At 61.6% G+C, this 26,633-nt stretch carries 25 protein-coding genes; 11 read left to right on the top strand and 14 right to left on the bottom strand.

Features of this window, described 5'->3' with window-relative positions; translation table 11 throughout:
• Window positions 1-86: 86 nt before the first annotated feature.
• Window positions 87-1,478, top strand: coding sequence for an L-cystine transporter (locus ENGE1_RS19790; protein ID WP_045288989.1), 1,392 nt, complete (start codon window positions 87-89; stop codon window positions 1,476-1,478).
• Between the two features lie 64 nt (window positions 1,479-1,542).
• Here ENGE1_RS19790 and cedA read toward each other — a convergent pair whose 3' ends face one another.
• A complete protein-coding gene (gene cedA / locus ENGE1_RS19785) occupies window positions 1,543-1,788 on the bottom strand; it encodes a cell division activator CedA (RefSeq protein ID WP_048252536.1) in 246 nt (81 codons plus the stop codon).
• A gap of 187 nt (window positions 1,789-1,975) precedes the next feature.
• Here cedA and katE point away from each other — a divergent pair, with 187 nt between their 5' ends.
• A complete protein-coding gene (katE, locus tag ENGE1_RS19780) occupies window positions 1,976-4,228 on the top strand; it encodes a catalase HPII (protein WP_048252535.1) in 2,253 nt (750 codons plus the stop codon).
• Window positions 4,229-4,294: 66 nt separating this feature from the next.
• Here the strand turns inward: katE and chbG are convergent, their stop codons facing one another.
• The 7 genes from chbG to osmE form a co-directional block, all read right to left on the bottom strand.
• On the bottom strand, window positions 4,295-5,053 hold the full coding sequence (chbG, locus tag ENGE1_RS19775; RefSeq protein WP_043084379.1) for a chitin disaccharide deacetylase: 759 nt from the start codon (window positions 5,051-5,053) through the stop codon (window positions 4,295-4,297).
• A gap of 12 nt (window positions 5,054-5,065) precedes the next feature.
• Entirely contained in the window at window positions 5,066-6,412 is a 1,347-nt protein-coding gene (locus ENGE1_RS19770; RefSeq protein WP_043084380.1) for a 6-phospho-beta-glucosidase, read from the bottom strand.
• Window positions 6,413-6,512: 100 nt separating this feature from the next.
• The gene (chbR, locus tag ENGE1_RS19765) at window positions 6,513-7,355 is read right to left on the bottom strand and encodes a transcriptional regulator ChbR (protein ID WP_043084381.1); all 843 of its coding nucleotides are present in this window, start codon (window positions 7,353-7,355) and stop codon (window positions 6,513-6,515) included.
• Between the two features lie 15 nt (window positions 7,356-7,370).
• Entirely contained in the window at window positions 7,371-7,718 is a 348-nt protein-coding gene (gene chbA, locus ENGE1_RS19760) for a PTS N,N'-diacetylchitobiose transporter subunit IIA (RefSeq protein WP_043084382.1), read from the bottom strand.
• Between the two features lie 51 nt (window positions 7,719-7,769).
• Entirely contained in the window at window positions 7,770-9,128 is a 1,359-nt protein-coding gene (chbC, locus tag ENGE1_RS19755; protein WP_043084383.1) for a PTS N,N'-diacetylchitobiose transporter subunit IIC, read from the bottom strand.
• Window positions 9,129-9,218: 90 nt separating this feature from the next.
• Window positions 9,219-9,554 (bottom strand): PTS N,N'-diacetylchitobiose transporter subunit IIB, encoded by a 336-nt coding sequence (gene chbB / locus ENGE1_RS19750; RefSeq protein WP_225823563.1) that lies wholly within the window; start codon window positions 9,552-9,554, stop codon window positions 9,219-9,221.
• A 251-nt stretch (window positions 9,555-9,805) separates the two neighbouring features.
• The gene (gene osmE / locus ENGE1_RS19745; RefSeq protein WP_043084385.1) at window positions 9,806-10,174 is read right to left on the bottom strand and encodes an osmotically-inducible lipoprotein OsmE; all 369 of its coding nucleotides are present in this window, start codon (window positions 10,172-10,174) and stop codon (window positions 9,806-9,808) included.
• A 219-nt stretch (window positions 10,175-10,393) separates the two neighbouring features.
• Between osmE and nadE the strand changes: the two genes are divergently transcribed.
• Together nadE and cho are read left to right on the top strand one after the other, a co-directional pair.
• Window positions 10,394-11,221 carry an ammonia-dependent NAD(+) synthetase gene (gene nadE / locus ENGE1_RS19740; RefSeq protein WP_048252534.1) on the top strand — a complete coding sequence of 276 codons (828 nt, stop codon included), beginning with the start codon at window positions 10,394-10,396 and terminating at the stop codon, window positions 11,219-11,221.
• A 348-nt stretch (window positions 11,222-11,569) separates the two neighbouring features.
• Window positions 11,570-12,436 carry an excinuclease Cho gene (gene cho, locus ENGE1_RS19735; protein WP_048252533.1) on the top strand — a complete coding sequence of 289 codons (867 nt, stop codon included), beginning with the start codon at window positions 11,570-11,572 and terminating at the stop codon, window positions 12,434-12,436.
• A gap of 73 nt (window positions 12,437-12,509) precedes the next feature.
• Here cho and spy read toward each other — a convergent pair whose 3' ends face one another.
• From spy to astC, 6 genes are all read right to left on the bottom strand, one after another.
• Window positions 12,510-12,995 (bottom strand): ATP-independent periplasmic protein-refolding chaperone Spy, encoded by a 486-nt coding sequence (gene spy / locus ENGE1_RS19730; RefSeq protein ID WP_162268899.1) that lies wholly within the window; start codon window positions 12,993-12,995, stop codon window positions 12,510-12,512.
• A 326-nt stretch (window positions 12,996-13,321) separates the two neighbouring features.
• Window positions 13,322-14,281, bottom strand: coding sequence for a succinylglutamate desuccinylase (astE, locus tag ENGE1_RS19725; protein WP_048252529.1), 960 nt, complete (start codon window positions 14,279-14,281; stop codon window positions 13,322-13,324).
• Between the two features lie 10 nt (window positions 14,282-14,291).
• Entirely contained in the window at window positions 14,292-15,617 is a 1,326-nt protein-coding gene (gene astB / locus ENGE1_RS19720; protein ID WP_048252527.1) for an N-succinylarginine dihydrolase, read from the bottom strand.
• Window positions 15,614-17,092, bottom strand: a complete 1,479-nt coding sequence (astD, locus tag ENGE1_RS19715; protein WP_048252526.1) for a succinylglutamate-semialdehyde dehydrogenase — start codon at window positions 17,090-17,092, stop codon at window positions 15,614-15,616. Before astD ends, astB begins: the two co-directional genes overlap by 4 nt.
• Window positions 17,089-18,123: an arginine N-succinyltransferase gene (gene astA, locus ENGE1_RS19710; protein WP_043084397.1), complete on the bottom strand. Its 1,035-nt coding sequence runs from the start codon at window positions 18,121-18,123 to the stop codon at window positions 17,089-17,091. The genes astD and astA overlap by 4 nt, the downstream gene beginning before the upstream one ends.
• Entirely contained in the window at window positions 18,120-19,340 is a 1,221-nt protein-coding gene (gene astC, locus ENGE1_RS19705; RefSeq protein WP_048252525.1) for a succinylornithine/acetylornithine transaminase, read from the bottom strand. The genes astA and astC overlap by 4 nt, the downstream gene beginning before the upstream one ends.
• Before the next feature lie 391 nt (window positions 19,341-19,731).
• On the opposite strand from astC, the gene xthA reads away from it, so the two are divergent.
• From xthA to ENGE1_RS28575, 7 genes are all read left to right on the top strand, one after another.
• Window positions 19,732-20,538 carry an exodeoxyribonuclease III gene (gene xthA, locus ENGE1_RS19700; RefSeq protein ID WP_043084398.1) on the top strand — a complete coding sequence of 269 codons (807 nt, stop codon included), beginning with the start codon at window positions 19,732-19,734 and terminating at the stop codon, window positions 20,536-20,538.
• Window positions 20,539-20,547: 9 nt separating this feature from the next.
• Window positions 20,548-21,222, top strand: coding sequence for a TVP38/TMEM64 family protein (locus ENGE1_RS19695; RefSeq protein WP_048252524.1), 675 nt, complete (start codon window positions 20,548-20,550; stop codon window positions 21,220-21,222).
• 10 nt (window positions 21,223-21,232) lie between these two features.
• Window positions 21,233-22,411: an ABC transporter substrate-binding protein gene (locus tag ENGE1_RS19690; protein WP_048252523.1), complete on the top strand. Its 1,179-nt coding sequence runs from the start codon at window positions 21,233-21,235 to the stop codon at window positions 22,409-22,411.
• A complete protein-coding gene (locus ENGE1_RS19685; RefSeq protein WP_048252522.1) occupies window positions 22,384-23,916 on the top strand; it encodes an ABC transporter permease subunit in 1,533 nt (510 codons plus the stop codon). Before ENGE1_RS19690 ends, ENGE1_RS19685 begins: the two co-directional genes overlap by 28 nt.
• 1 nt (window position 23,917) lies before the next feature.
• The gene (locus ENGE1_RS19680) at window positions 23,918-24,550 is read left to right on the top strand and encodes an ATP-binding cassette domain-containing protein (RefSeq protein WP_048252521.1); all 633 of its coding nucleotides are present in this window, start codon (window positions 23,918-23,920) and stop codon (window positions 24,548-24,550) included.
• Between the two features lie 75 nt (window positions 24,551-24,625).
• A complete protein-coding gene (locus tag ENGE1_RS19675; RefSeq protein ID WP_048252520.1) occupies window positions 24,626-25,933 on the top strand; it encodes a rhodanese-like domain-containing protein in 1,308 nt (435 codons plus the stop codon).
• A gap of 232 nt (window positions 25,934-26,165) precedes the next feature.
• On the top strand, window positions 26,166-26,372 hold the full coding sequence (locus tag ENGE1_RS28575) for a hypothetical protein (protein WP_127626272.1): 207 nt from the start codon (window positions 26,166-26,168) through the stop codon (window positions 26,370-26,372).
• Window positions 26,373-26,633 lie beyond the last annotated feature (261 nt).

Here is a 26,633-nt window from a genome sequence, read left to right as displayed (position 1 = left end):
TATAAGCAGCAAATCACACATCTGTTACTCTTGCGCGATTAAAATCGATCCGGTACAGGATCGTATTACACCATCAGGAGAACAGGATGAATTTTCCACTTATCGCGAACATCGCCGTGTTCGTGGCTTTGCTATTGCTGTTGGCGCAAACCCGCCACAAGCAGTGGAGCCTGGCTAAAAAGGTCCTTCTTGGCCTCGTCATGGGCGTAGTGTTTGGCCTCGGGCTGCAGCTGATTTACGGCGCCGACAGCCCGGTGCTGAAGGACGCCATTCAGTGGTTCAACATTGTCGGCAACGGCTACGTGCAGCTGCTGCAGATGATCGTGATGCCGCTGGTATTTGCCTCTATTCTTAGCGCCGTCGCGCGTCTGCACAACGCTTCTCAGCTCGGTAAGATCAGCGTCCTGACCATCGGTACGCTGCTGTTTACCACCCTGATTGCCGCACTGGTGGGGGTGCTGGTGACTAACCTGTTCGGCCTGACCGCCGAAGGGCTGGTACAGGGTTCGGCGGAGACCGCGCGCCTGAACGCTATCCAGAGTAACTACGCCGGAAAAGTAGCCGACCTGTCGGTGCCGCAGCTGCTGCTCTCCTTTATTCCGAAAAACCCGTTTGCCGACCTCACCGGCGGCAGCCCGACCTCCATCATCAGCGTGGTGATTTTCGCCGCTTTCCTCGGCGTCGCCGCCCTGAAGCTGCTGAAAGACGACGCGCCGAAGGGCCAGCGGGTGCTGACCGCCATCGACACGCTGCAGAGCTGGGTGATGAAGCTGGTGCGCCTGGTGATGCAGCTGACGCCGTACGGCGTGCTGGCGCTGATGACCAAAGTGGTGGCCGGCTCCAATATGCAGGACATCATTAAGCTCGGCAGCTTCGTGATCGCCTCCTACCTCGGGCTGGCGATCATGTTTGTGGTCCACGGCCTGCTGCTCGGCGCAAACGGCGTTAACCCGCTTAAGTTCTTCCGCAAAGTGTGGCCGGTGCTGACTTTCGCCTTCACCAGCCGCTCCAGCGCCGCGTCAATCCCGCTGAACGTTGAAACCCAGACCCGCCGCCTGGGCGTGCCGGAGTCGATCGCCAGCTTCTCCGCGTCGTTCGGCGCGACCATCGGCCAGAACGGCTGCGCCGGACTCTATCCGGCAATGCTGGCGGTGATGGTCGCCCCGACGGTCGGCATCAACCCGCTGGACCCGGTGTGGATCGCCACCCTGGTCGGGATCGTCACCATCAGCTCTGCGGGCGTGGCCGGCGTGGGCGGCGGCGCCACCTTTGCGGCGCTGATCGTGCTGCCCGCGATGGGGCTGCCGGTCACCCTGGTGGCCCTGCTTATCTCGGTGGAACCGCTGATTGATATGGGACGTACGGCCCTGAACGTTAACGGCTCGATGACCGCCGGCACCCTGACCAGCCAGTGGCTGCGCCAGACCGACAAAACGGTCTTTGACAGTGAAGAAGAGGTCGAGCTGGCGCACCGCTAAGCGCGCTAGCCAAGCCTTACCGCGCGGCGACCGGCACGATACGCTTTCCCGGTCGCCGCCGCACTTACTCCTCCCCGACCTCCCCTTCCTGGCGCATCTGCGCCGCCCAGCGCTGGGCCGCCTCCGGCACGCTAAAGGCCTGAGAGCGTGCGAACCTGTCGCCCATCAGCACAAAAGCCACATATTTGCCCCGCAGCAGCCAGACGTCCCGGTAGCCCTCAACTTTTGAGGCATGCTCCGGCGGCGCCGGTTCAACGCGGGGCACATAGCTGATTATCGGGCGGTTGTTTTGCTGACGCAGCGGTTTCATAGGCGGAAGTACCAAAACAGTAAACGAAGTCGTGACCCTCTATGATAGCCGATCGCAGACCCGCGCGTCGCCCCTGCCGTTGAGTAGGGATTAATCCGGTTATTTCCAGGGATATTCGTTCTCTGTCTATAGTTAATGGGTTTTTAACTAAAAAAATACCGCAAGTTGGTAACGGGAGAAGAACGCAATGTCGGATAAAAAACAGCATCACCACGGCGTGCCGGTCAGCGATGAGGCACAGGGCAAGCCGGGACTGGGTTCTCTTGCCCCGGCAGATAACGCGCACCTCGCGCCGCCGCATCCTACGGCGCCCGGCGAGGCGCCAACGGCCCCGGGTAGCCGCAAAGCGCCGGATACACACAGCGATAAGCTGGACGCGCTGGAGGCCTTTCGTAAAGCGGGCGACGAGCAGCCGCTGACCACCAATCAGGGCGTACGCATCGCTGACGATCAGAACTCGCTGAAGGCGGGCAATCGCGGCCCTACCCTGCTGGAGGATTTCATCCTTCGCGAAAAGATCACCCACTTTGACCATGAGCGTATCCCCGAGCGTATTGTTCACGCCCGCGGCTCTGCGGCGCACGGCTACTTCCAGCCGTATAAGGACCTGAGCGCGATTACCAAAGCCGCGTTTCTTTGCGATCCGTCGAAAAAGACGCCGGTCTTCGTCCGCTTCTCCACCGTCCAGGGCGGCGCCGGCTCCGCCGATACGGTACGTGATATCCGCGGCTGGGCGACCAAGTTCTATACCGACGAGGGCATTTTTGACCTGGTCGGCAACAATACCCCCATCTTCTTTATTCAGGACGCCATCAAGTTCCCCGACTTCGTTCACGCGGTGAAGCCGGAGCCGCACTGGGCGATACCGCAGGGCGGCAGCGCCCACGATACCTTCTGGGACTATATTTCTCTACAGCCGGAAACGCTGCACAACGTTATCTGGGCGATGTCGGACCGCGGCCTGCCGCGCAGCTACCGCACGATGGAAGGCTTCGGTATCCACACCTTCAGGCTGATCAATGCCGAGGGTAAAGTCACCTTCGTGCGCTTTCACTGGAAGCCGGTAGCGGGCACCGCCTCTATGGTGTGGGACGAGTCGCAGAAGCTTACCGGGCGCGATCCGGATTTCCACCGCCGCGAGCTGTGGGAGGCCATCGAGGCCGGAGACTATCCGGAATACGAGCTGGGCCTGCAGCTGATCCCGGAAGAGGACGAGTTTAAATTCGATTTCGACCTGCTCGACCCGACCAAGCTTATCCCGGAGGCGCTGGTGCCGGTCGAGCGGGTGGGCAAAATGGTGCTTAACCGCAACCCGGATAACTTCTTCGCCGAAAACGAACAGGCGGCGTTCCATCCGGGCCACATCGTACCCGGTATCGACTTTAGCGATGACCCGCTGCTGCAGGGACGGCTATTTTCCTACACCGATACCCAGATAAGCCGCCTGGGCGGGCCGAACTTCCACGAGATCCCGATTAACCGTCCCACCTGCCCGTACCATAACCTGCAGCGCGACGGTATGCACCGGATGGATATTGATACTAATCCGGCCAACTATGAGCCCAACTCGATCAACGATAACTGGCCGCGGGAAACGCCGCCGGCGGCGAAAGGCGGCGGCTTCGAGTCCCGCCGCGAGCGCGTGGATGCCGAGACCATCCGCCAGCGCAGCCCGTCGTTCGGCGAATACTACTCCCACCCGCGCCTGTTCTGGCTGAGCCAGACGCCGGTTGAGCAGCAGCACATCATCGACGCCTTCAGCTTTGAGCTGAGTAAAGTCGCACGCGCCTATATCCGCGAGCGGGTCGTCGACAGGCTGACGCATATCGATCTTCAGCTGGCGCAGGGCGTGGCGGACAATCTCGGTATTACCCTCAGCGATGCGCAGCGTAACGTGGCTCCGCCGCCGCCGGTAAACGGCCTGAGCAAAGATCCAACCCTCAGCCTCTACGCGCTGCCGGGCGGATCGATCAAAGGGCGAGTGGTTGGCGTGCTGCTGGGCGATAAGCCCGCCGCCGACGAGATCCTGACGCTGCTGCAGGCGCTTAAGGATAAAGGCGTGCATGCCAAGCTGCTTTATCGGCGGATGGGCACCGTGGAAGCGGACGACGGCACCCAGCTGCCGGTGAGCGCCACCTTCACCGCGGCCCCCTCGCTGACGGTTGATGCGGTGATTGTCCCCGGAGAAGGCGCCGCCAGCCTGAAGGATTGCGGCGACGCGCGCTACTATCTGCTGGAGGCCTACAAGCACCTTAAGCCGATCCTGCTGGCCGGCGATGCCCGCGACTTTAAGGACGCTTTCGGCGTCAGCAGCGGCGGCGAAGAGGGGCTGGTCGAAGATAAGCGCGTGACGGAAGATGCCATGGACGCGCTGATGGATCTGCTGGCCGCCCACCGCGTGTGGTCGCGAGAAGCAAAAATAGGTGCCATTCCGGCATAAAAAAACCGGGTCTGCGCCCGGTCTAACCCTCAAAACGCGCCCGGCAAATGTGCCGGGCGCAATTCCCTACACGTCCCGGTAGCTTCCCAGGCGATACCCTTTCATCGCCACCTCCTGCTGCAGCGATGCCGAGGTCAGTATCTCCAGTTCCGCCAGACGCGGATAGCAGTAGGCGCTGCCCATAATGGTATTGTCCACAAACGCGGGATGGCACATCACCTCAAGCGAGCGCTCTCCGGCGGCAATTGAGGTCTCCAGCACCTCAAGAAACAGCGCTTCGCTGACACCATTGCCGTAGAAGGCGCTGCTGAAGCCGTCGCTGCTGCGCAGGCCGGCCGCATCAAGGCCATCGCGCTGCTGCAGCGCCCGATCAATGCGTACAGGTACGCCCATCTCTTTGGCAAAAGCGGCGACGATGGCAAAAACCGGCGGGATCATATGCACGTGGTGGTGGCTATCGATATGGGTTGGCGCCGCGCCGAACAGGTCGATAAAGCGCTGGTACTGGGCGATCAGCTCGCGGCGGATTTCGTCCAGCGGCAGCGCGCCCGCTTCCGCCATCTCCCAGAGCCACTTCCCGAGCCTGCCGTCGCGGGTCAGGCCCGGCATGGCGGTCAGCGGTTTACCGAGCGTGAGCGCGAAATGCATGCCCACCGCCAGCTCGGGCAGCGTGCGGCTCAACCCGGCGGCGTGGACAATGGCCTCGCCGTTAACCAGCGCGGTGGTTGAGGTCACCAGCCCGTTGCGGCAGGCTTCGACGATACCGTAGTTCTGGCCCCGGCTGAGGCCAAAATCATCGGCATTGACGATCAGAATACGTTCCATCAGCCTCTCCCGTTACTGTCTGAGCGCTTTGATCGCCGCGGCGAAGTTCGGCAGCCACTTTTCATGGGCCAGCAGCATCTCTTTTGCCAGTACGGCGGCGTCGCTGTCGGAGTGGATCAGCGGGCTAAGGTTCAGCGCCAGCTCCACGTCGTTGAGTTCGCCGCTGAGCGCCGCCCGGCTTGCCGCCACTTCAAAACCTTTAATGGTCTGGATAAGCCCCATCACATTCTCGTCAAAGTGGGTGACGCGCGGGTGGGGCTTCGCGCCGTCGCGGCCTACGATGCAGGTCATCTCCACCGCCCAGTCGGCGGGAATATTATCGATATGGCCGTGATGCGGTACGTTAACATAATGCTCGGCCTGCTTGTCGTTATAGATGGCGTTGATCACCTCGCAGGCGGCGTCGGAGTAGTAGGCGCCCCCGCGCATCTCCAGCTCTTTCGGCTTCACCTTCAGATCGGGGTCTTTATAGAGTTCAAACAGCTGCTTCTCAACCTTCTGCACCACCTGCGCCCGGGCGCCGCCCTTGTAGTATTCGCCCATCTCAATGGCCAGCATCTCCTTCTGCTTAAAGTAGTAAAGCAGGTAGGAGCACGGCAGCAGGTTAAGGGATCGGATAAGCCCCTCGCTGAACGGCATATCGAAGATATTTTTCACCGTATTGGCGGTCAGCTTGCCGCTGGCCACGCCGTCGAGCAGTTCAGCAAAACGCGACTCGCCGTTGACCAGCACATCGCGGATAAACACCATGTGATTGAGACCGAAGAGGTCAATAGAGAGGTCGTCTTCTGGCGTCAGCGCCAGCACGTCGGTGATAAACATCTTCATGCCAATCGGAATATTGCACACGCCGATAAAGCGCTTAAAGCCGGTGTGGCGATAGACCGCCTCGGTGACCATGCCCGCCGGATTGGTGAAGTTAATCACCCACGCGTCGGGGCAAATCTCCTCCACGTCTTTAATGATGTCGAAAATAACCGGAATGGTGCGCAGCCCTTTAAACAGGCCGCCCGCGCCGTTGGTCTCCTGGCCGAGATAGCCGTGGCTGAGCGGGATGCGTTCATCTTTTTCCCGCGCCTGCAGCTGCCCGACGCGCAGCTGGGTGGTGACAAAGTTCGCGCCCTTAAGGGCCTCGCGGCGATCGAGGGTTTTATAGACCTTCATCGGCACGCCCGCTTTTTCTATCATCCGTTCGCAGAGGGCGTGAATGATGTCGAGCTTGTGGCTCCCCTCCTCCACGTCCACCAGCCACAGCTCGGTGACCGGCAGTTCATGATAGCGCTTGATAAAGCCTTCAAGCAGTTCCGGCGTATAGCTGCTGCCGCCGCCGATAGTGACAATCTTTAATTTCTGGCTCATCACGTTCTCCCTTTGATTTCCGCATGCGGGATGCGGGGATCCCTCCCGCTGCGCGCGGAAAAATAATATTGATTAATTGGCTGCGGGCACCCGCACGCCGTCAGTTATTAATAACGGTAAGCCGCTTGCGATAGTTGCTGGGGGTAAAGGAGGTCAGCTTTTTAAACGTCTTAATAAAAAGGCTGGGGCTGCTGTACCCGGACTCATAGGCAATATCGGTTACCGAATAGTTGGTTATTTCCAGCTGCTTCATGGCAAAGTTAATGCGGATATCGTTAATTATCTGCATAGGTGTTTTGCTGTAGAAGCGCTGGGTGGCCCGGGTTAAATACTCCTGTGACTTACCCGACAGCGCCACCATATTTTCCAGCGCATTTTCACCGAATTTATTTTTATCGTGCATCACTTCCACCGTTGTTTTTAACCACTGGGGTACCACGTCCTGCGTTTGCTCTTCGCGGAAGTGGCACATGCGGTTAATAATGGCAAAAGAGACCACCTCAATAAATTCATCAAACTCGCTGTCGCGAAAATTCAGTGATGCAATAACCGACTCTATATAGCTGAGAAAGGGACTCTTAACGGAGTAGACCTGTGAGGCAACCAGAAAACCGGGCAACAGCTGCTGATAGTGCTTATCAAAAAAGCGGCGGCTGATGCCGACATTGAGCAGGCGGGTCGCGCCAAACTCGTAGAAGCTCTGATGGCAGGAGCCAATCGGGATAAAGACGAAATCCCCACGCTCCAGCAGCACCCGCTTGCCGTTAATTTCCTGATAGCAGCGTCCGGTGAGCACCAGCGTGAACTCGTAGTAGTCGTGCTGGTGCAGCCCGCTGATGCTTTCGGTTTTGTTGTAGATGAAGACGTGAAAGTTTTTGCCGTTAAACAGCTTCTGCTCAAGGGCGGTGTTCATCTCCACGGTGGTCATCTTCGGTTGCCTCATCGCGATATCTGCCCGTTATTGTACCTTCTCGTGAAGTTCAATCAATTCGGCTACCAGTTCGCGGGCCAGCATTGAGGTCATGAGATGATCCTGCGCATGAACCAGCACCAGGCTGACCTTCATTTTGCCCTCGCCTTCATCACTCTCAATCAGCTGGGTCTGCACGCGGTGCGCGTCGCTCAGCGCCGCCCGCGACTGCTCCATCGTCGCCTTCGCGGCGGCAAAGTCACCCTGTTTTGCCTGCTTGAGGGCCGAGTAGGCCAGGCTGCGGGCCTGTCCGGAGTTGATGATAAGCCCCATCACCACCTCTTCAAGATCGTTTTCCTTGACCTCTTCCGCTACAACATTATCCAGATCGAACATGCTTATTCCTTCTCGGTTCGGGCGGCGCGGCGCGTGCCGCACCGCGGAAAATTAAAATTTCAGTGCGTTGGCAATATCTTCTTCGCTCTCTTCTTCCTCGATAACGGTCTGCGCCTTGTTGGCGATCACCACGAACGGCAGGTAAACCACGACCGCCACCCCGAGGTTGAACAGCGCCAGCAGCAGCGCGGCGATACTGCCGTTGGTGTTAAAGAATGCCCCCAGACCCGTCGGCATCGTCCAGGGCGCCAGGTTAGTGACCGGCGGGATGATCCCCAGCGTGTAGGCGGTCATGGTGATGGCAGCCAGCAGCGGCTGGATGAGCACGAACGGGATAAACATCACCGGGTTCATGATGATCGGCAGACCAAACAGGATAGGCTCGTTAATCTGGAAAATGCCCGACGGCAGAGCCAGCTTGGCAATCTGACGATGATCCTGGCGACGCGAGGCGATAAAGATGGCGATAATCAGACCCAGGGTAGCGCCGGTGCCACCGAGGAAAATATAGGAGTCAAGCATCGGCTTGGCCCACATGTGGAAGGTTTTACCCGCCGCCAGCGCCGCGTCAACGGAGCCGTACTGCTGATAGAGCTGGATATTTTCCAGCGCCCACGGGGTCATGATGCCGTTGTCCAGCGCGGTGAGCGCCAGCGAGCCGTGCACGCCGAAGAACCACAGCAGCGAGGTAAAAATAACGTACGCCCAGCCGACCACGGCGCCCATCGACGCCAGCGGCGTGGAGATGGAATCCATGATTATCTGGTGGAAGTTGGTCTGCCAGTGGCCCAGCGCCCAGGAGATAATCCCGAAAATAGAGAGAATGATAAAACCGGGGATCACCGCCGAGAAAGAGCGGGAAACCGATCCGGGAACGCTAGCCGGCAGCCGTATAACCCAGTTGCGGCGCACCACGAAGGCAAACATCTCCGCCACCACCAGGCCAATAATAATGCCGGAGATGATATTCGCCCCGCCCAGCCAGTTGGCGCCTACCGCATAGGCTTCACCGACGCTGTAAGGGGTAACGGTCATAAAGGCCGCAATCGACAGCAGTCCCGCCGCCATAGGGTCGACTTTTCGTTCTTCCGCCAGCGCCATGCCGATGAAAAAAGGCGCCATCAGCGACATAATGCCCAACGTACCGTTGTACACGTTGCCGCCGATGGCTTTAAAACCATTCAGGGTCTCAATGGTGGAAGCGTCTAAACGAATGCCAAGTGAATAGAAGAAGGAGCCTTCGCCAAAACTGAGAAAAACGTTATTAATTAATACAAACATGGCCCCCGCGAGGGTCAGCGGCATCAGTTTAATAAAGCCGTTTTTAATCGCATTAACGTGCGGCTGCTTTCCTATTTTAACTGCAAAAGGAAGGAGTACCTTTTCAAGAGAGCTAATAACTTTACTCATAGAAAATACCCTTAAAAAGCCGTAACCGAAAGTTACGGCGCTTGTGTATGAAATAACTCTTTGACGGGAAAATTAAAATAAATACAAAAATTACTGTGCTGCTGCCTGCTTAATCGCCGCGACGGCGGCTTTGAGAACGCCTAAACCATCGACTTTGCCATACAGTACGGAATCAATAACCTGTACCGGCTTATTCGGCAGCAGGCGCTGGATTTCCGGAAGCATATAGGCAATTTGCGGTCCTAATAATACGGCATCGGCCTGCTGGCCTTTTTCAGCCGCGAGGGTTTCGGGAAATGCTTCAATAATAACCGGCACTTCATATTTCTCAGCCTGGGCGCGCATTTTTGAGACCAGCAGAGAGGTGGACATGCCCGCTGAACAAAACAGATAGATATGTTTCTTTTCCATATTAGCTTCCTCAATTGGCTTTTTTGCCGGCTGACGGGCTCACTCCTGTGGCGCCGGGCCGGGGCAGCGGTAACGAAATGTTACGTCGTGCTTATGAGGTGAGTATACGGCATGACTTTACGCCAGGATAATTCGCTATAGGGGAAAATTGTCTCTCGTTGACCTTTGCTTATGACTACCTTCACATTTCGGCCAAATAATTCGCGCAATTAAATAAGCAAAGCGACATAAAAAACCCGGTCAGGAGACCGGGTTGTGATTTTTGGTTAGCGCAGAAGTCCGCTCTGCTGCTTTGTCTGCTGCGGCGCCTGCGGATCGGTATCATACTGGGCGCAGGTTTGATAACCGGAGTTAATGACATGTCCGGTATCGTCCAGGGCAACAAAATAGGTATCAATTTTACCATCGCGTTGACCCAGGATATAGGTCTGGCAAGTTCCGCGCGCGTGGATCATTGATACTTCTGAAGACGGCTTACCTGCCAGGGCCTCAACCTGCTGGCGGGTCATGCCTTTTTTCACGTCCTTGACCACCGGCTGAGTAAACTGATCTTTGGTACGATCGTAGGCAGTACACCCTGCCAGCATCGCCAGTACTGCTGCTGCGCCTAACATTCCTGCGATATTCTTGTTCATATTCCATCCTCGTTTTTTTTATCAGTGCAGGGTTAAGCCTGGAATAAAGATCGCTATTTTTCAACCTGATGATTTAAGAGGGATAACTTTCGGAACATTCCCTAAAGGCCGCACGAGACTCTGAACCGTGCTGTTTTGCAGCACTCAAAACTGTGATCCTTGTCGTTTTAACGACAAAGAGGTAGCTTTATTGCAACTGATCATTTCCGGGAGAGAGACATGGCTTTGCAACAAGAGATTATCGCGGCGCTCGGCGTCAAGCCGCAGGTTAACAGCGAAGAGGAAATCCGCCGCAGCGTGGATTTCCTCAAGTCCTACCTGCAAACCTTTCCTTTTATTAAATCTCTGGTGCTGGGCATCAGCGGCGGCCAGGATTCCACCCTCACCGGCAAGCTGTGCCAGACCGCCATCAGCGAACTGCGCGCAGAAAGCGGTGACCAGAGCCTGCAGTTTATCGCCGTGCGCCTGCCCTATGGCGTGCAGGCCGATGAACAGGACTGCCAGGACGCGATTGATTTTATCCAGCCGGACCGCGTGCTGACCGTCAATATTAAGGGCGCGGTACTCGCCAGCGAACAGGCCCTGCGCGAAGCGGGCATTGAGCTGAGCGACTTCGTGCGCGGCAACGAAAAGGCCCGCGAGCGCATGAAGGCGCAGTACAGCATCGCCGGCATGAGCAAAGGCGTAGTGGTCGGCACCGATCATGCCGCCGAAGCGGTCACCGGCTTCTTTACCAAATACGGCGACGGCGGCACCGACATCAACCCGATTTTTCGCCTCAACAAGCGCCAGGGCAAGCAGCTGCTGGCGACGCTCGGCTGTCCGGAGCATCTTTATAAGAAGGCGCCGACCGCTGACCTTGAGGACGATCGTCCTTCCCTGCCGGACGAGGCCGCGCTTGGCGTCACATATGAAAATATCGACGACTATCTGGAAGGCAAAACCGTGCCTGCAGAGATTAGCAAAATCATTGAGGGCTGGTATCTGAAGACCGAGCACAAGCGCCGCCCGCCGATCACGGTGTTCGACAACTTCTGGAAGCAGTAAGGTTACCTCATCGCCGGGCGCCTGACCCCAGGCGCAGCGCATCAACGCGCTGCGCCAGCTCCCGGCCCGCCTGAAGAAAAATCGTTGCCGCTGCGGCAAGCGCTGACACCCCGGCAATTTTGCTTCTCTCACACGCTACTCGCCGTGCGCCCGCGCACACAAATCCAGATCGGCATCGTGCGCAAACGCCTCCCTGAGCAGGATATAGGGCGGGCCACCCGGCAGCCGACCCTCGGCCATTTGCGCAAACAGGCCCAGCGCCTGAGCGGGGGGTAAAATCGCCGGTACATCATTTTCTTTTTTGCCGCTCCGGGTTACACTGTATAAATCATCAGTACAGGAGTCTTTGTGGCAAAACGTCCCTCCGCCCCGCGCCTGGCCTTTGAGGCGGCGGCAATCTATGAATATCCGGAACACCTGCGCCCGTCGCTGGAGGCGCTGCCCGCCCGGCCCGGCGTCTATACCTTCCACGGCGACAGCGACACCCTCCCGCTCTATATTGGCAAGAGCGTCAACCTGCGCAGCCGGGTACTTTCTCATCTGCGCACGCCGGAGGAAGCGGCGATGCTGCGCCAGTCCCGGCGCATCAGCTGGATCTGCACCGCCGGTGAAATTGGCGCCCTGCTGCTTGAGGCGCAGATGATCAAAGCGCAGCAGCCGCTGTTCAACAAGCGCCTGCGCCGCAATCGCCAGCTCTGCTCTCTGCTGCTGACCGACGCACGGCCGCAGGTGGTGTACGCGAAAGAGATCGATTTCTCCAGCCAGCTGGGCCTGTACGGCCTGTTTGCCAATCGCCGGGCGGCGCTGCAGGCGCTGAAAACCATCGCCGACGAGCAGCGCCTTTGCTACGGTCTGCTGGGCCTGGAGGCGGTCAGCCGCGGCCGCGGCTGCTTTCGCTCGGCGCTGGGACGCTGCGCGGGTGCCTGCTGCGGCAAAGAGCCGCTGGAGGCGCACGATCGGCGTCTCAAAGAGGCCCTTTCGCGCCTGCAGCTCACCTGCTGGCCCTGGCGCGGGGCTATCGCCCTGAAGGAGCAAAGCGCCGACCTCACCGAGTATCACATCATTCACAACTGGCTGTGGCTGGGATCGGTCGCCAGCCTGGCCGAGGCCGCTACGCTGTCGCGCCTGCCCGCCAGCTTCGACCACGACGGCTATAAAATCCTCTGCCGTCCGCTGCTGGCCGGGAGCGCCGAGATCATTACCCTGAGCGAATAAAAAAACCGCCGGGCCTGCCCGCAGCCTTCTGGCATACGGGCAAGACCGGCGGTCTTGTGTGCAGGGCGCCGGATTATTCAGCCGGCGGGGTCATTTTACCCTGATGCGCCGGGCGCTCTGTCAGACGCTTCTCAAAATTGGCGTTAAACTGCTTTTTCTGCTCCGGGGTCAGGATGTTGTAAATCTTGTTCTGGGTCTCCATGCGGGAGAGCACCATCTCTTTGTGCTTCGCTTCCATCTTATCAACCATCGCTTCGGCCTTCGCCTTATCGAAGGTATCGCTGGCGATCAGGCTGTGCATGGCGCGGGCGTCATCGGCGGACGGGCGCTGCATTTTCCCGCGCTGCTCCTTCATGATGTCGCGCACCTGCTGCTTCTGGGCGTCGGTCAGGTTAAGGCCTTTAAACATCATATCGTGATGCATGCCAGGCTTGCCTTTGTGCATCATCGGCGCTTTTTCAGCCGGCGCGGTCGCCGCCGTGTCGGCAGCGTGCGCCAGGTTAGCGGCGCCCAGGGAGAGGGTAGAGGCAATGATCAGTGCGGTCAGCTTTTTCATAATAAGTTCCTTACTATCGGTTATTCTTGCGGCGCATTGCCGTGTTGACGGAGTTAACTTTACGGGGTTTAACGTCAATTAATCAGAGCAAGCGTAAAACGATGAAAGTGTAAAAGCGAATTTATCGGCAATGATGAGGAAAATAAGGAAAAATTGTGGAGTTCTGCGAGAAATAATTAATAACGCACTGTTATTAAAGAAATTATGGAGAACTCTAGCGCATTACTGATTATAAATAAAGCATTTACCAGGACTTATCCGTAAATAGAGATAAAAAGCAGGATAAATCAAGAAAATGGCCAACGCGAGGGATGGCCAATTAATGTTTATCAGGATTCACGCACCAGCATCAGCCCCGCCCGCAGCCCCGGCGCGACGTCCGGATTGGGGAACAGCACATATTCCGTATCGTGTTGCACCGTGTAGCGCCTCTCCCCTTCCTCCGCCAGCAGCGTCCCCGCCGCAAACGGCGTAAAATTGAGGGTCTGCGCCGACATATGCAGGCGGAAATCGTCGCCATGGCGGGTCAGCTGCTGCGCGACGCGATAGCGGACGGGCAGCGGCGCGCTGGCTATCCCGCCCGCCAGCAGCCCGGCCAGCGCCTCGCGGGTGGTTGCAAACTGCCGCAAATCGTTATGACCAAACGGCAGCGCCTTGCCCAGCTCCAGGGTACAGGCCTGGGCGGTGAACTGCGCGCTGCTGAAGTGGGTAAAGGTGCCGCCCGGACTCTGATGAAACACCAGCGCCTCCAGCCCCGCCGCCGCCAGCCAGTGGATAAAATCCTCGTCCCAGGGCGCATCGCGCTGCGGCAGGACGCCGAAGCGCGGGTGGTGCGAGCCGCGAATGGCGGTGTGCAGGTCGAGGTGCCAGCGCAGGGCGTCCGTCGGCTGGTAGAACTGGCGCAGCGCCTGCTCCAGCCGGGCGGCCCGCGCGGTTTCGCCGCTCGGCGTAACGTCGTGCCAGCGGCCGCTGAACATCCGGTTCATATCGCTGTGCAGGTAGCGCTTATTGGCCGCCAGCGCCGGCGGGTTGCCGAAAATGACCAGCAGCCGCCAGCGCAGGGGCAGTTCGCCCGCCAGCAGCGCGCCGAGCAGGGCATCGACTATCTCTACCGGCGCCGTTTCATTGCCGTGAACGCCGCAGGAGAGCACCAGCGCCCGCTCGCTCGCGGCGAAGGGCGTCAGCTCGAGAATGCCGGCATCGTGCCACTGCCAGTAGATCTCCGCCGTTTCGCCCTGCGTCCGGCCGGGGCGCTGCCCGGCCAGGGTTAATGCCAGAAAATCGTTCATGTCGCCCTCACTACTGCTGGAACGGATAGACCGAACCAAGACTCAGGATTTGCGTTAACTGGTCCAGCGCCTCGCGCCCTTCCCGCAGCAGCTGCGGGTCGGCAAGGTCCGCCTGGCTCAGCCGGTCGCGATAGTAGCGGTCAATCCAGCCGTTCAGGCCGTCAAACAGGGCGTCGTTCATCATGACCGCCGGGTTGACCGCCGCACGCTCCGCCTCCGTCAGCACTACCCGCAGGCGCAGACAGGCGGGGCCGCCGCCGTTGGCCATCGACTCCCGCAGATCGAAGATCTTCAGCGCGGCAATGGGATTGTCGGCCGCCAGCATCTCCTGCAGATAGCCCCGGACGCCCGCGTGCTCCTCGGCCTCTTTGGGCAGCACCAGCAGCATGCTGCCGTCGTCCCGGCTCAGCAGCTGGCTGTTGAACAGATAGGTGGCGACCGCATCGGCAACCGATACCCTTGAGGCGGGCACCTGCACCGCCTGAAAGCCCGGCACCCGCTCCGCCAGCCGGGCCAGCAGCTGCGGCTGGTTAACAAACGCCTGCTGATGGCAGAACAGCACCTGGCGGTTGCTGACCGCGATCACGTCGTTGTGGAACACGCCCCGGTCGATGACCTCCGGGTTCTGCTGGGCAAACAGCAGCTGCTGAGGATTAACCTGGTTCAGCCGCGCCACCGCCTGGCTGGCTTCCAGGGTCTGGCGCGCCGGATAGCGTCCGGGCCGGTGGGCGCTGCCCTCCTCGCGCCCGTAGATAAACAGCTGCAGACCCGGCTGGCCGTAATCGCCCCCGAGGCGATTGTGGTTGGCGGCGCCTTCATCGCCAAACAGGGCCACCTGCGGCAGCGCATCGTGGACCGCAAACGCCTGCGGATCGCGGAAAATCGCCCGCAGCAGCGCCCCGGTGGTGTCGGCCTCGCTGGCGCGGTGAAACTTATTGTTGAGGTTCGCCACCGTGAAGTGGACTTTGCCGTCCAGCGCGTCCGCCGACGGGCAGACGGTGGCGGCGTTGGCCACCCACATCGATGAAGCCGAACTCGCCGCCGACAGCAGCTGCGGCGAGTGCGCCGCCGCCTTCGCCAGCACCTGCTCATCGCTACCGGCGAAGCCGAGGCGGCGCAGCAGCGGCACGTTAGGCCGCTCCTGGGGCGGGATCACTCCCTGGACAAAGCCGAGATCGGCCAGGGCCTTCATTTTCAGCAGCCCCTGGCGGGCGGCGAGGTGCGGGTTAGAGATCTTCAGCCGGTGCTTCGCTGAGGCTTCATTACCGAACGACAGCCCGGCATAGTGGTGCGTCGGCCCCGGCAGGCCGTCGAAGTTGACTTCCCGGGCACTCATGATGGCTCCTCCGTGCTAAAATCCAGCCCCGGACTCAGCGTGCCCGGCAGGCTCAGCGCCGCGGCCTCCAGGGAGGCCATCGGCCAGGCGCAGTAGTCGGCGGCGTACCAGGCGCCCGGGCGGTGGTTACCGGAGGCGCCGACGCCGCCGAACGGCGCGGCGCTCGACGCGCCGGTCAGCGGCTTGTTCCAGTTAACGATGCCTGCTCTTGCCTCCAGCAGCAGGCGCTCGAACTGCTGCCTGTCGTCCGAGAGCAGCCCGCAGGAGAGGCCGTAGCGCGTATTGTTAGCAAGGCTTATCGCCTCATCAAAGGTGTCGTAACGCCAGACGCAGAGCAGCGGGCCAAACACCTCTTCGTCGGGAACGTCCCCCGCCCGGCTCATCTCAATGATGCCCGGCGTCAGCAGCGAAGTGCCCGGCTGCAGCAGGCGCGGTTCGAGCAGGGTCTGCGCTCCGTTGGACACGTGCTGGCGCCAGGCGTCAATCACCTTCTGCGCGGCGGCGGGCGAGATCAGGCCGCCGATAAACGGCTGCGGATCGGCGTCCCAGCGGTTCGGCACGATGCGCGACGCCACCGTCACCAGCCGCGCCAGAAAGGCGTCGCCCTGCGGACCGCGCTTCACCAGCAGGCGTCGGGCGCAGGTGCAGCGCTGCCCGGCGGTAATAAAGGCCGACTGAATGGCGGCGTGCACCGCCGCATCAACGTCTTTTGGCTCATCGACAATCAGCGGGTTATTGCCGCCCATTTCAAGGGCGAGGATCTTGTCCGGCCGGCCGGCCAGCTGGCGGTGCAGCGCAAAGCCGGTGGCGGAGCTGCCGGTAAACAGCACCCCGTCAATATCGTCCTGCGCCGCCAGGGCTTCGCCGACCTCGTGCCCGCCCTGAATCAGGTTCAGCACGCCGGCGGGCAGGCCCGCCTGCTCCCACAGCTTCACCACCGCCTCGCCGCACAGCGGCGTCAGCTCGCTGGGCTTAAAGACCGCGGTATTGCCCGCCAGCAGCGCCGGAACGATGTGGCCATTGGGCAGGTGGCCGGGGAAATTGTAGGGGCCGAAGACCGCCATTACGCCGTGGGGGCGGTGGCGCAGGGTTGCCGCCCCGTCGGCCATCGGCGTCTCCTGCTCGCCGGTGCGCGCCCGGTACGCCTGCAGCGAAATGGCGATCTTGCCGATCATGGCGGCAATTTCGGTCGCCGCCTCCCAGCGCGGTTTGCCGGTTTCCCGGGCGATGGTCTCCGCGAGGGCTGCTTTATGAGTCTCCAGCAGGCCGGCGAAGGTCTCTGCGATCTCCCGGCGGGCGTGAAAAGGCGTCCGCGCCCAGCCGGGGAAGGCCGCGCGGGCGGCGGCGACCGCGTCGCTTACCTGGCGGCGATCGGCATCCGCGCCGCGCCAGACCGCTTCCGCGGTGACCGGGTTGCGGGTTTCCCGCGCGTCGCCGCGCCCGGCGACCCAGCTGCCGTTAATCCATAAGCTCATGCTGTTTTCTCCTCGGGACAGAGGCGGACCAGGCGCACGCTGTCGCCGGGCCGAACCTTGAGAACGTCCAGCTGCTGCGCGCTCAGCAGCAGCCTGTCGGTATGCGGATCCGCCTGCACCAGCGCGGCGCGAAAGTGGTGATACTGCTCGTTGGCCACCAGGCAGGCCGTCAGGCCGCGCCCGGACGGCTGCCCTTCGGCTACCTCCACCAGCCGGCTTCTGCGGATCGCCCGCACCCGGTCGATATCGCACTCCAGCGTCGGGCCGCCGTCGAAAATATCGACGTAGTGGCAAAAACGAAAACCCTCTTTTTCCAGCACCGCCCGCGCCGGCGCGGTTTGCGGGTGAACCTGGCCTATCACACTGCGGGCAGACTCCGACAAAAAGTCGGTATAAATAGGGTGCTTGGGCATCAGCTCCGCGATAAATGCCTTCTGACCGGTGCCGCACAAACGATCGGCTTTGGCAAACGGCATCGAAAAAAAGCGCTGCCCCAAGCTCTCCCAGAAGGGCGAATAGCCGTTTTCGTCAATGACGCCGCGCATTTCGGCCACCACTTTCTCATTGAATTTATCGCGAAAGGCCGCCATGAACATAAAGCGCGATTTTGACAGCAGGTAGCCGTTGCCCTCCTTTCGCCAGTCGGGATCGAGGAACAGCGTACAGAGTTCGCTGCTGCCGGTGTGATCGTTACTGAGGAACAGGGTCGGCAGCGCGTTATAGACGCCCAGCTCTTTCGAGGCGTGCACCTGGGTGCCGACGCGGTAGTTGTACCAGGGATCGTGCAGGCCCACCGCCACCTCAATGGCGCAGATGCCCGCCACTTTGCCGCTAGTGACGTCTTCCAGCACGAAGACATAGCCCTGCTCGCCCTTTTCGAGCGCGCCTTCCCACGTGCTGAGCGCGCGCTCAATGCGCGCCGCCAGCGTCGCCTCATCGGCGGGCAGCGAAGTCAGTCCGCCGCCGGTTTTTCCCGCAAGCGCCATCAGGCCGGATAAATCCTCCCTTCCGACCGGGCGAATAACCATCATACGGCGTCCCCGGCGAGAAAGCGCTCGCAGGCCCGCTCGAAGCGGTCCAGCCCGGCGGTGACCTCCTCTTCGCTGACGATAAGCGCCGGCGCAAAGCGCACGACGTTACCCCCGGCGATCAGGATCATCGCCCCCTCTTCTGCGGCCAGCTGACTTATCAGCTTGGCTTTGCCGGCATATTCGGACTTCAGCGCGCAGCCGATCAGCAGACCGAGGCCGCGGATCTCGTCGAACAGGCCCAGCCGAGCATTGATGGCGCCAAGACGCTCGCTGAACCACTGGTGGCGCTGGCGCACGCCGCTCAGTACCTCCGGCGTATTGATAATCGACAGCACCTTGCCGGCCACGGCGCAGGCCAGAGGGTTGCCGCCGTAGGTCGTGCCGTGGGTGCCGACGGTCATCACCGCGGCATATTCCGCGCGGGCCAGCAGCGCGCCAATGGGGAAACCGCCGCCCAGCGCCTTAGCGGTGGAGAGCACGTCCGGCGTCACGCCGTAGTACATGTAGGCATACAGCTCGCCGGTGCGGCCGACGCCGGTCTGCACTTCGTCAAAAATCAGCACCGCGCGGTGGCGATCGCACAGCTCGCGCAGCGCCTGCAGAAACTCGCTGCTGGCGGGCACCACGCCGCCCTCGCCCTGCATCGGCTCAACGATCACCGCGCAGGTATTGTCATTAATCAGCGCCCGCGCCGAGGCGATGTCGTTATAGTCCGCGTGCTGAATCTCCGCCGGCAGCGGGGCAAAATCTTTTGAGTACGCCGGCTGCCCCCCGGCGCTGACGGTAAACAGCGTCCGCCCGTGGAAGGCATTTTTAAATGCCACGATGCCGCTTTTGTGCGGGCCGAAGGTGTCGTGGGCGTATTTACGCGCCAGCTTCAGCGCCGCCTCGTTGGCCTCGGCGCCGGAGTTGCAGAAAAAGACTTTGTCGGCAAAGGTGGCGTCAATCAGCTGTTTCGCCAGACGCAGGGCCGGTTCGTTGCTGTAGCCGTTGCCGGTGTGCCAGAATTTTCCCGCCTGCTCCGTCAGCGCCTGCACCATGGCCGGGTGGGCGTGCCCCAGGGCATTTACCGCAATGCCGCCGGCAAAATCGATGTACTCTTTACCCTGCTGGTCCCACAGCCGCGAGCCTTCGCCGCGTACCGGTATGAAGGGCGCCGGGGCGTATACCGGCATCATCCAGGCATCAAAATCGTCACGCGTTACTGACTGTGTCATGGCAACCTCTTCCGGAGTAAAAATAACGTTATCGTAATGTTAATTATTTGGGTGTTTGCGCTGTAAATGTATAGTGCAGACATCGTGCCAGCCAGTGGGGAAAGTGCATAAATGATGCAGCGAGAGGAAATATCAATAAGTTAGCAGTAGCTATTATTCATTAAAAGTGCATAAAAAGTGCATAAAAGGGGAGCATTGCGCCATTAGCGCTGCTAATAATAGAAGGATTATTCATTAGTAAAACTGAATTCGCATTCTGTGATCGGCTGCGAGAAAAAGCGTACGCCTGCGCCCCAGTCTGGTGCACCCGCCCCGCAAACGCGCATGCAGTCAGGCAGCGAAAATTCTGCTAACATGCCCGCTTCATTCACCTTGCACAGTGGCAGCGACTATGAAATTTGTCTCTTTTAATATCAACGGCCTGCGCGCCCGCCCTCATCAACTGCAAGCCATCGTCGACAAGCATCAGCCGGACGTCATCGGCCTGCAGGAGACAAAGGTTCACGACGACATGTTCCCGCTGGAAGACGTGGCAAAGCTTGGCTATCACGTCTTCTATCACGGCCAGAAGGGCCACTACGGCGTGGCGCTGCTCACCAAAGAGGCGCCGGTTGCGGTGCGCCGGGGCTTTCCGGGCGACGACGATGAGGCCCAGCGCCGCATCATTATGGCGGAAGTGCCGTCGGCGTTCGGCAACGTGACGGTGATCAACGGCTACTTCCCGCAGGGCGAGAGCCGCGACCATCCGACCAAATTTCCGGCCAAGGCCGCCTTCTATCAGAACCTGCAGGACTATCTGACGAGCGAGCTGAGTAAAGAGAACCCGGTGCTGATCATGGGCGATATGAACATCAGCCCGACGGATCTCGATATCGGCATCGGCGAAGAGAACCGCAAGCGCTGGCTGCGCACCGGCAAGTGCTCGTTCCTGCCGGAAGAGCGAGAGTGGATGGGCCGCCTGCTCGACTGGGGCCTGGTGGACACCTATCGCCACGCGCACCCGGAAAGCCAGGCGGAATTTTCGTGGTTCGACTACCGCTCCAAAGGCTTTGACGACAACCGCGGCCTGCGTATCGACCTGCTGCTGGCAAGCGAGGCGCTGGCTCCGCACTGCGTGGAAACCGGCATCGACTATGAGATCCGCGGCATGGAGAAACCCTCCGACCATGCGCCGGTATGGGCCACCTTTAAAGGCTAACGCAGTATTTTGAACAGACGTAAATACGCGCTGCTGGCCCTGCTGGCAGCGCTGATTATTACCGGGTGCCTGCTGATGCCCCGGGAGATGCTCACCCTCTCCGCTCTTCAGTCCTGGCAGCACGATGCCGCGCTCTGGCACGCGCAGCGGCCCCTTTCGGCGGCCCTGATCTACTTTATTCTCTACGCGACGGCGGCCGCCCTGTCGGTGCCCGGCGCCACGGCGCTGACCCTGCTCGGCGGAGCCATTTTTCCCTTCTGGCAGGCGGTGGTGCTGGTCTCTTTTGCTTCAACGCTCGGCGCGCTGCTGGCGATGCTCGCCAGCCGCTACCTGTTCACCGGCTGGGTCAGCCAGCGCTTTCCGCGCCAGATGGCGACGGTCAACGCCGGCATGGCGAAGGACGGCGCCTTTTATCTCTTCGCCCTGCGCCTGATGCCGCTGTTTCCCTTTTTTGTGGTAAACCTGCTGGCGGGCGTCACCCGCATCGGCCTGCTACGCTACTGGTGGGTAAGTCAGCTGGGCATGCTGCCCGCTACCCTGGTTTACCTCAACGCCGGGCGCCAGCTCGGCCAGCTGACCTCGCTGTCGGGTATTCTGTCGCCGGGCATACTGCTGGCCTTTGTGCTTATCGGGCTGCTGCCGCTGGCCTCGCGCTGGCTTACCGAACGTCTTCAACATCGCTAAAGGAGCTGCCATGCGTTCAGCGCGCTACGGCTATTTACTGGCGGGTCTGCTGCTCTGCGCGCCATTATCTTTCGGCGCACCGCCACAGGCGCTTGCCGACTGGCAGCAGACCGAAGCGGAGGCCCGGGGCCAGACGGTCTGGTTTAACGCCTGGGGCGGCGATCCGGCGGTTAACCGCTATCTTGACTGGGTGAGCGGCGAGGTGAAGCAAGCCTACGGCGTCAACCTGAAGGTCGTGCACATTGCCGATGCCGCCGATGCGGTGAAGCGCATCCGCACCGAAGCCCGCGCCGGACGCAGCCGCGGCGGATCCGTCGATTTGCTGTGGGTCAACGGCGAAAACTTCCGCGCTCTGAAGCAGGACAATCTGCTGCTGACCGGCTGGGCGGAGCAGTTGCCCAACTGGCGCTATGTGGACACGCGTCTCCCGGTGCGGGAGGACTTCTCAGTGCCTACCGACGGCGCCGAATCGCCGTGGGGCACCGCCCGCCTGACCTTTATCGCCCGCCGCCGGCAGACGCCTCAGCCGCCGCAGGATCCGCAGGCGCTGCTGGCCTATGCCGCCGCGCATCCCGGCAGCGTCACCTACCCGCGCCCGCCGGACTTTACCGCCACCGCCTTTCTCGAACAGCTGCTGCTCAATTTGACCCGCGAGCCGGGCGCGCTCGGGCAGGCGCCGCAGGCAGGCAGCTTTTCCCGCATCACCGCGCCGCTGTGGGACTATCTCGACAAACTGCACCCGCTGCTGTGGCGTCAGGGCCGCGATTTTCCCGCCTCGCCGGCGAAAATGGACAGTATGCTGACGGCCGGGACGCTGCGCCTGTCGCTGAGCTTTAATCCGCTACACGCCGCGCAGAAGGCGGCCAGCGGCGATCTGCCGGCGGATAGCTACGGCTTCGGCTTTCGCGAGGGCATGATTGGCAACGTCCACTTTGTCACCATCCCGGCCAACGCCCGCGCGGCCGCCGGGGCCAGGGTCGTCGCTAACTTTCTGCTCTCGCCAGAGGCCCAGCGGCGCAAGGCCGATCCGGCCGCGTGGGGAGATCCGACCGTACTGGATCGCCGCCGCGTACCGTCCGGCTGGCCGCAGGCGGCGGCTGACGAGAGCGTCCCGACGCTTGCCGAACCCCACGCCGCCTGGGTGGACGCCCTGGAGCAGGAATGGCTGCGCCGCTACGGATCGCGCTGACGGCGCTGGCGTGGGCGGCGGTGGGCATCATTTATCTCCCGCTGCTTCCGGCCGGGCTGATAATCATCAGCCCGGCCCTGCACCTCAACAGCTGGCTGACACTGCTGGCTGACGCTCAACTGCCCGGCGCTCTGCTGGCGACGCTTGTCTCCACCGCCGTCGCCCTGACGAGCGCGCTGGCAATCGCGATGTTCACCATCGCCGCCCTCTGGCCCTCCCGCCGCTGGCAGCGGCTGGTGAGCCGGCTGCCGCTGCTGCTGGCCCTTCCCCACGTCGCCTTCGCCGCCGCCGCGCTGCTGCTGTTTGCCGAGGGCGGCTGGCTGTTCCGCCTCTTTCCCGCCCTGACCGCGCCCCAGGACCGCTACGGTATTGGCCTCGGCGCAGTGCTGGCCGTCAAGGAGAGCGCCTTCCTGCTGTGGGCGGCGTACGCCCTGCTGGATGAGCGGAGCCTGCGCCAGCAGTGCCTGGTGCTGCGCAGTCAGGGATACGGCCGCTGGCAGTGCCTGCTGTGGCTTATCGCGCCCCGACTGCTGCCGCAGATGAGCATCGTTCTGCTGGCAACCCTTGCATGGACGCTGTCTGCTGTGGATGTCGCCATCGTTATCGGCCCGGGTAATCCGCCGACGCTGGCGGTGCTCGCCGCGCAGTGGCTATCCGCGGGCGACGACGCGCAGCAGGCTCAGGGCGCGCTGGCCTGCCTGCTGCTGCTGGCGGTCATGGCGGCCATTGCGCTGGCGGCCCGGCTTATCTGGCGGCTGCTGCGCGCCCTGACGCCGGATTTTACCGGCCATCGCCGCCCCGACAGATGCCGACCTGTCTGGCGGCTGCCCTCCTCGCTGCTGGCGCCCGCCAGCCTGCTGGCCCTGGCGACGCTGCTGCTCTGCGCCAGGGGCGAGCGGCCCGACGCGCAGAGCCTGTTTAATACGCTCGGCCTGGGCGCGCTGTCGGCGCTGATTACCCTTCCGCTGTGCCTGCTGTGGCTGGCCTGCGGCCCCCGGCGCGGCGGCGGGATCTGGCTGCCGCTGCTGCTACCTGCCCTGCCGCTGGCGGCGGGTCAATATCAGCTGGCGCTGATGGGCTGGATCGACGGCGAGTGGCTGACGGTGCTGTGGGGACATCTGCTGTGGGTCTTTCCCTGGACGCTGTTTATGCTGCGCCCCGCCTGGCGGCGGCGCGATCCCCGGCAGCGGCTGATTGCCCGGACGCTGGGCTGGAGCCGCGCCCGCTGCTTCTGGCAGGTCAGCTGTCCGCAGCTTGCCCGGCCCCTGCTGGCCGCTTTCGCGGTGGGCTTTTCCGTGAGCGTCGCCCAGTATCTGCCGACGCTGTGGCTCGGCGGCGGACGCATTACCACCCTCACCACCGACGCCGTAGCCCTCAGCAGCGGAGGCAGCGCGCCGCTGCTGGCCGCCCAGGCCCTGTGGCAGTCGCTGCTGCCGCTGGCCGTCTTCGCGCTGGCCGCGCTGCTGATGCGCCTGATTGGCCGCTACCGACAAGGACTCCGCTAATATGCTGCAGATTGAAAATTTAACCCTCAGCCTGAAGGGTGCGCCGCTGGTGAGCAACCTCAGCCTCAGCGTCGCGCCGGGCGAAATCGTCACCCTCACCGGCGCCTCCGGCAGCGGTAAATCGACGCTGTTTTCGTGGATCGTGGGCGCCCTGCCGCCCGCCTTTCGCGCCGAGGGCAGGCTGTGGCTGGACGGGCGGCGCTGCGATACGCTGCCGGTGGAAGCGCGGCGGATAGGCATTTTGTTTCAGGACGCGCTGCTGTTCGACCACTTCAGCGTCGGGCAGAACCTGCTGGTTGCCCTGCCCGCCGGCGGTACGCGCGGCGAACGGCGGGCGCGGGCGGAGGAGGCGCTGGAGAACGCCGGGCTGGCCGGGTTCTTTCACCGCGATCCGGCAACGCTCTCAGGCGGCCAGCGGGCGCGGGTTGCACTGCTGCGCGCCCTGCTGGCGCAGCCTCAGGCGCTGCTGCTCGATGAACCGTTCAGCCGCCTCGATGCCGATCTGCGGGCGCGCTTTCGGCGGGACGTTTTCGCCGCCGCCGGCCAGCAGGCGCTCCCGGTGCTGCTGGTCACCCACGATCCGGCGGACGTGCCGCCCGGCGGCCGCTGCCTGCCGCTTGAAAGCTGGGGCTAAGCTGCGCCAGCGCATGGATTTGTCGCTTCCGGAGGGTCAGAATGTTGCCTCTTTTCACTACTGTCCGGCATTTCGATGAAACGTGTTTCTCACCTGACCGCGCTGGCCCTGCTTGTCGGGCTGGCCTCCTCCTGCGCCGGGGCCGCTGATATGGCCGCCTCCGTGACGCTACAGCAACTGCAGCAGCGCAGCGGTATCGCCATTGATACCCGCCAGAGCGCTTTCTACAACGGCTGGCCGCAGGCGCTTAACGGCCCACAGGGTCACGAACCTGCGGCGCTCAATCTCTCCGCCGGCTGGCTATCGGCCATGAGCGACGAACAGCTCGCCGAGTGGCTGAAGCTGCATAATCTGGCGGCCGATACGCCAGTGGCGCTGTACGGCGCTGATAGGGAAACCCGCGCCGTCAGCGCACGCCTGCAAAAAGCGGGTCTGAAGCACATCAGCGCCCTTGCCGATGCGCTCGCCGAGCCGCAGCGCCTGCAGAAGCTGCCCCACTTCGAACAGCTGGTTTATCCGCAGTGGCTGCGCGACCTGCAGCAGGGGAAAAAGGTGGCGGCGGCCCCTGCAGGCGAATGGAAAGTCTTCGAAGCCGGCTGGGGCGCGCCGAAATACTACCTGCTGAGCCACATCCCCGGCGCGGGCTATATCGACACTAACGATGTCGAAAGCGAGCCGCTGTGGAACAAGGTCCCGGACGATAGGCTGAAAGCCCTGCTGGCCAAAAGCGGCATTCGCCACGACACGACGGTGATCCTCTATGGCCGCGACGTATACGCTGCCGCCCGCGTCGCGCAGATCCTGCTCTACGCCGGAGTAAAAGACGTGCGCCTGCTGGACGGCGGCTGGAAAACCTGGTCCGCTGCCGATCTGCCGGTCGGGCGCGGGATGCCGGAAAAAATGACGCCGGCGCCTGACTTCGGCGCGCCGATCCCCGGTCAGCCGCAGCTGATGCTCGGCCTCGAACAGGCCCGCGCCCTGCTGCACCGCCGCGACGCCTCGCTGGTCAGCGTTCGCTCCTGGCCGGAGTTTATCGGCACCACCAGCGGCTACAGCTATATCAAGCCGAAGGGCGATATTGCCGGCGCCCGCTGGGGCCACGCGGGCAGCGACTCGACGCACATGGAGGATTTCCATAACCCCGACGGGACGATGCGCAGCGCAGACGATATCACCGCGATGTGGAAAGCGTGGAATATTACTTCAGATCAGCAGGTCTCTTTCTACTGCGGTACCGGCTGGCGGGCGGCGGAGACTTTCATGTACGCCCGGGCAATGGGCTGGCAGCATATCTCTGTCTATGACGGAGGCTGGTATGAGTGGAGTCAGGACGCGAAAAATCCGGTCAGCCGCGGCGAACGCGGCCCGGCATCATCCCTTTAACCATTATGTCGGGCTCCTCACAGGCGCTGGCGGTGATGGATCCGGATCCGAACCTCAGGCGGCAGGTTAAGCAATTGACTGCCGTCACTCTCCCCCGCATGATAACCGCGCTGGTTTTATAACCAGCAGGTGCAGCGACGCGGGGGATCTCTTCTCTCGCGGCTCCTTGCGTCAGAAAGAGAAAACCCCCGCACGTTGCGATGTTAAACAGGCAACAAACGGGGGTGTTCACTTGAACTTCAGCACTTCAAGGATAGCCGCCAGCGTTAGCCAAATCAAGTGGGCTTTAGACATGGACTTTCTGAAAGCCGTTGTGCTCGTGGTTCTGACTCATATTGTCGCCCCGCTCGCGGTGCGCTATATCGAGACGAACTTTCCGCAACAGTGCGTTTACGAAACGCGCGGCGACAGGGAGGAAAATGGCTACGGCCGCCGCTGACGAGGCTTAGGTGTACCTTAGATTAGCCCCGCTCCGGCGGGGCTTTCTTTTTTAGTCCGGATCCGAACTGGGGACAAAGAGTTTACCGGTTGACTGAGGCTCAGTATCCCTCGCATGATAACCGCGCTGGTTTTATAACCAGTAGGTGCAGCGACGCGGGGGATCTCTTCTCTCGCGGCTCCTTGCGTCAGAAAGAGAAAACCCCCGCACGTTGCGATGTTAAACAGGCAACAAACGGGGGTAATCCATGAACATAGACAC

The organism is Pluralibacter gergoviae ATCC 33028 = NBRC 105706 (genome assembly GCF_001598855.1).
Taxonomy (GTDB): Bacteria; Pseudomonadota; Gammaproteobacteria; order Enterobacterales; family Enterobacteriaceae; genus Pluralibacter; species Pluralibacter gergoviae.
The sequence above is the reverse complement of the archived record's forward strand: the minus strand, read 5'-3'. Positions and strand labels throughout refer to the sequence as shown.

Coding starts and splice junctions, on each gene's coding strand:
- astC (WP_048252525.1), bottom strand. CDS start 19,340: ATGACACAGTCAGTAACGCGTGACGATTTTGATGCCTGGATGATGCCG.
- xthA (WP_043084398.1), top strand. CDS start 19,732: ATGAAATTTGTCTCTTTTAATATCAACGGCCTGCGCGCCCGCCCTCAT.
- chbR (WP_043084381.1), bottom strand. CDS start 7,355: ATGAGGCAACCGAAGATGACCACCGTGGAGATGAACACCGCCCTTGAG.
- astD (WP_048252526.1), bottom strand. CDS start 17,092: ATGAGCTTATGGATTAACGGCAGCTGGGTCGCCGGGCGCGGCGACGCG.
- ENGE1_RS19790 (WP_045288989.1), top strand. CDS start 87: ATGAATTTTCCACTTATCGCGAACATCGCCGTGTTCGTGGCTTTGCTA.
- osmE (WP_043084385.1), bottom strand. CDS start 10,174: ATGAACAAGAATATCGCAGGAATGTTAGGCGCAGCAGCAGTACTGGCG.
- ENGE1_RS19690 (WP_048252523.1), top strand. CDS start 21,233: ATGCGTTCAGCGCGCTACGGCTATTTACTGGCGGGTCTGCTGCTCTGC.
- astB (WP_048252527.1), bottom strand. CDS start 15,617: ATGAGTGCCCGGGAAGTCAACTTCGACGGCCTGCCGGGGCCGACGCAC.
- katE (WP_048252535.1), top strand. CDS start 1,976: ATGTCGGATAAAAAACAGCATCACCACGGCGTGCCGGTCAGCGATGAG.
- ENGE1_RS19680 (WP_048252521.1), top strand. CDS start 23,918: ATGCTGCAGATTGAAAATTTAACCCTCAGCCTGAAGGGTGCGCCGCTG.
- ENGE1_RS19675 (WP_048252520.1), top strand. CDS start 24,626: ATGAAACGTGTTTCTCACCTGACCGCGCTGGCCCTGCTTGTCGGGCTG.
- ENGE1_RS19685 (WP_048252522.1), top strand. CDS start 22,384: ATGGCTGCGCCGCTACGGATCGCGCTGACGGCGCTGGCGTGGGCGGCG.
- ENGE1_RS19770 (WP_043084380.1), bottom strand. CDS start 6,412: ATGAGCCAGAAATTAAAGATTGTCACTATCGGCGGCGGCAGCAGCTAT.
- cedA (WP_048252536.1), bottom strand. CDS start 1,788: ATGAAACCGCTGCGTCAGCAAAACAACCGCCCGATAATCAGCTATGTG.
- chbG (WP_043084379.1), bottom strand. CDS start 5,053: ATGGAACGTATTCTGATCGTCAATGCCGATGATTTTGGCCTCAGCCGG.
- chbC (WP_043084383.1), bottom strand. CDS start 9,128: ATGAGTAAAGTTATTAGCTCTCTTGAAAAGGTACTCCTTCCTTTTGCA.
- astA (WP_043084397.1), bottom strand. CDS start 18,123: ATGATGGTTATTCGCCCGGTCGGAAGGGAGGATTTATCCGGCCTGATG.
- nadE (WP_048252534.1), top strand. CDS start 10,394: ATGGCTTTGCAACAAGAGATTATCGCGGCGCTCGGCGTCAAGCCGCAG.
- chbA (WP_043084382.1), bottom strand. CDS start 7,718: ATGTTCGATCTGGATAATGTTGTAGCGGAAGAGGTCAAGGAAAACGAT.
- astE (WP_048252529.1), bottom strand. CDS start 14,281: ATGAACGATTTTCTGGCATTAACCCTGGCCGGGCAGCGCCCCGGCCGG.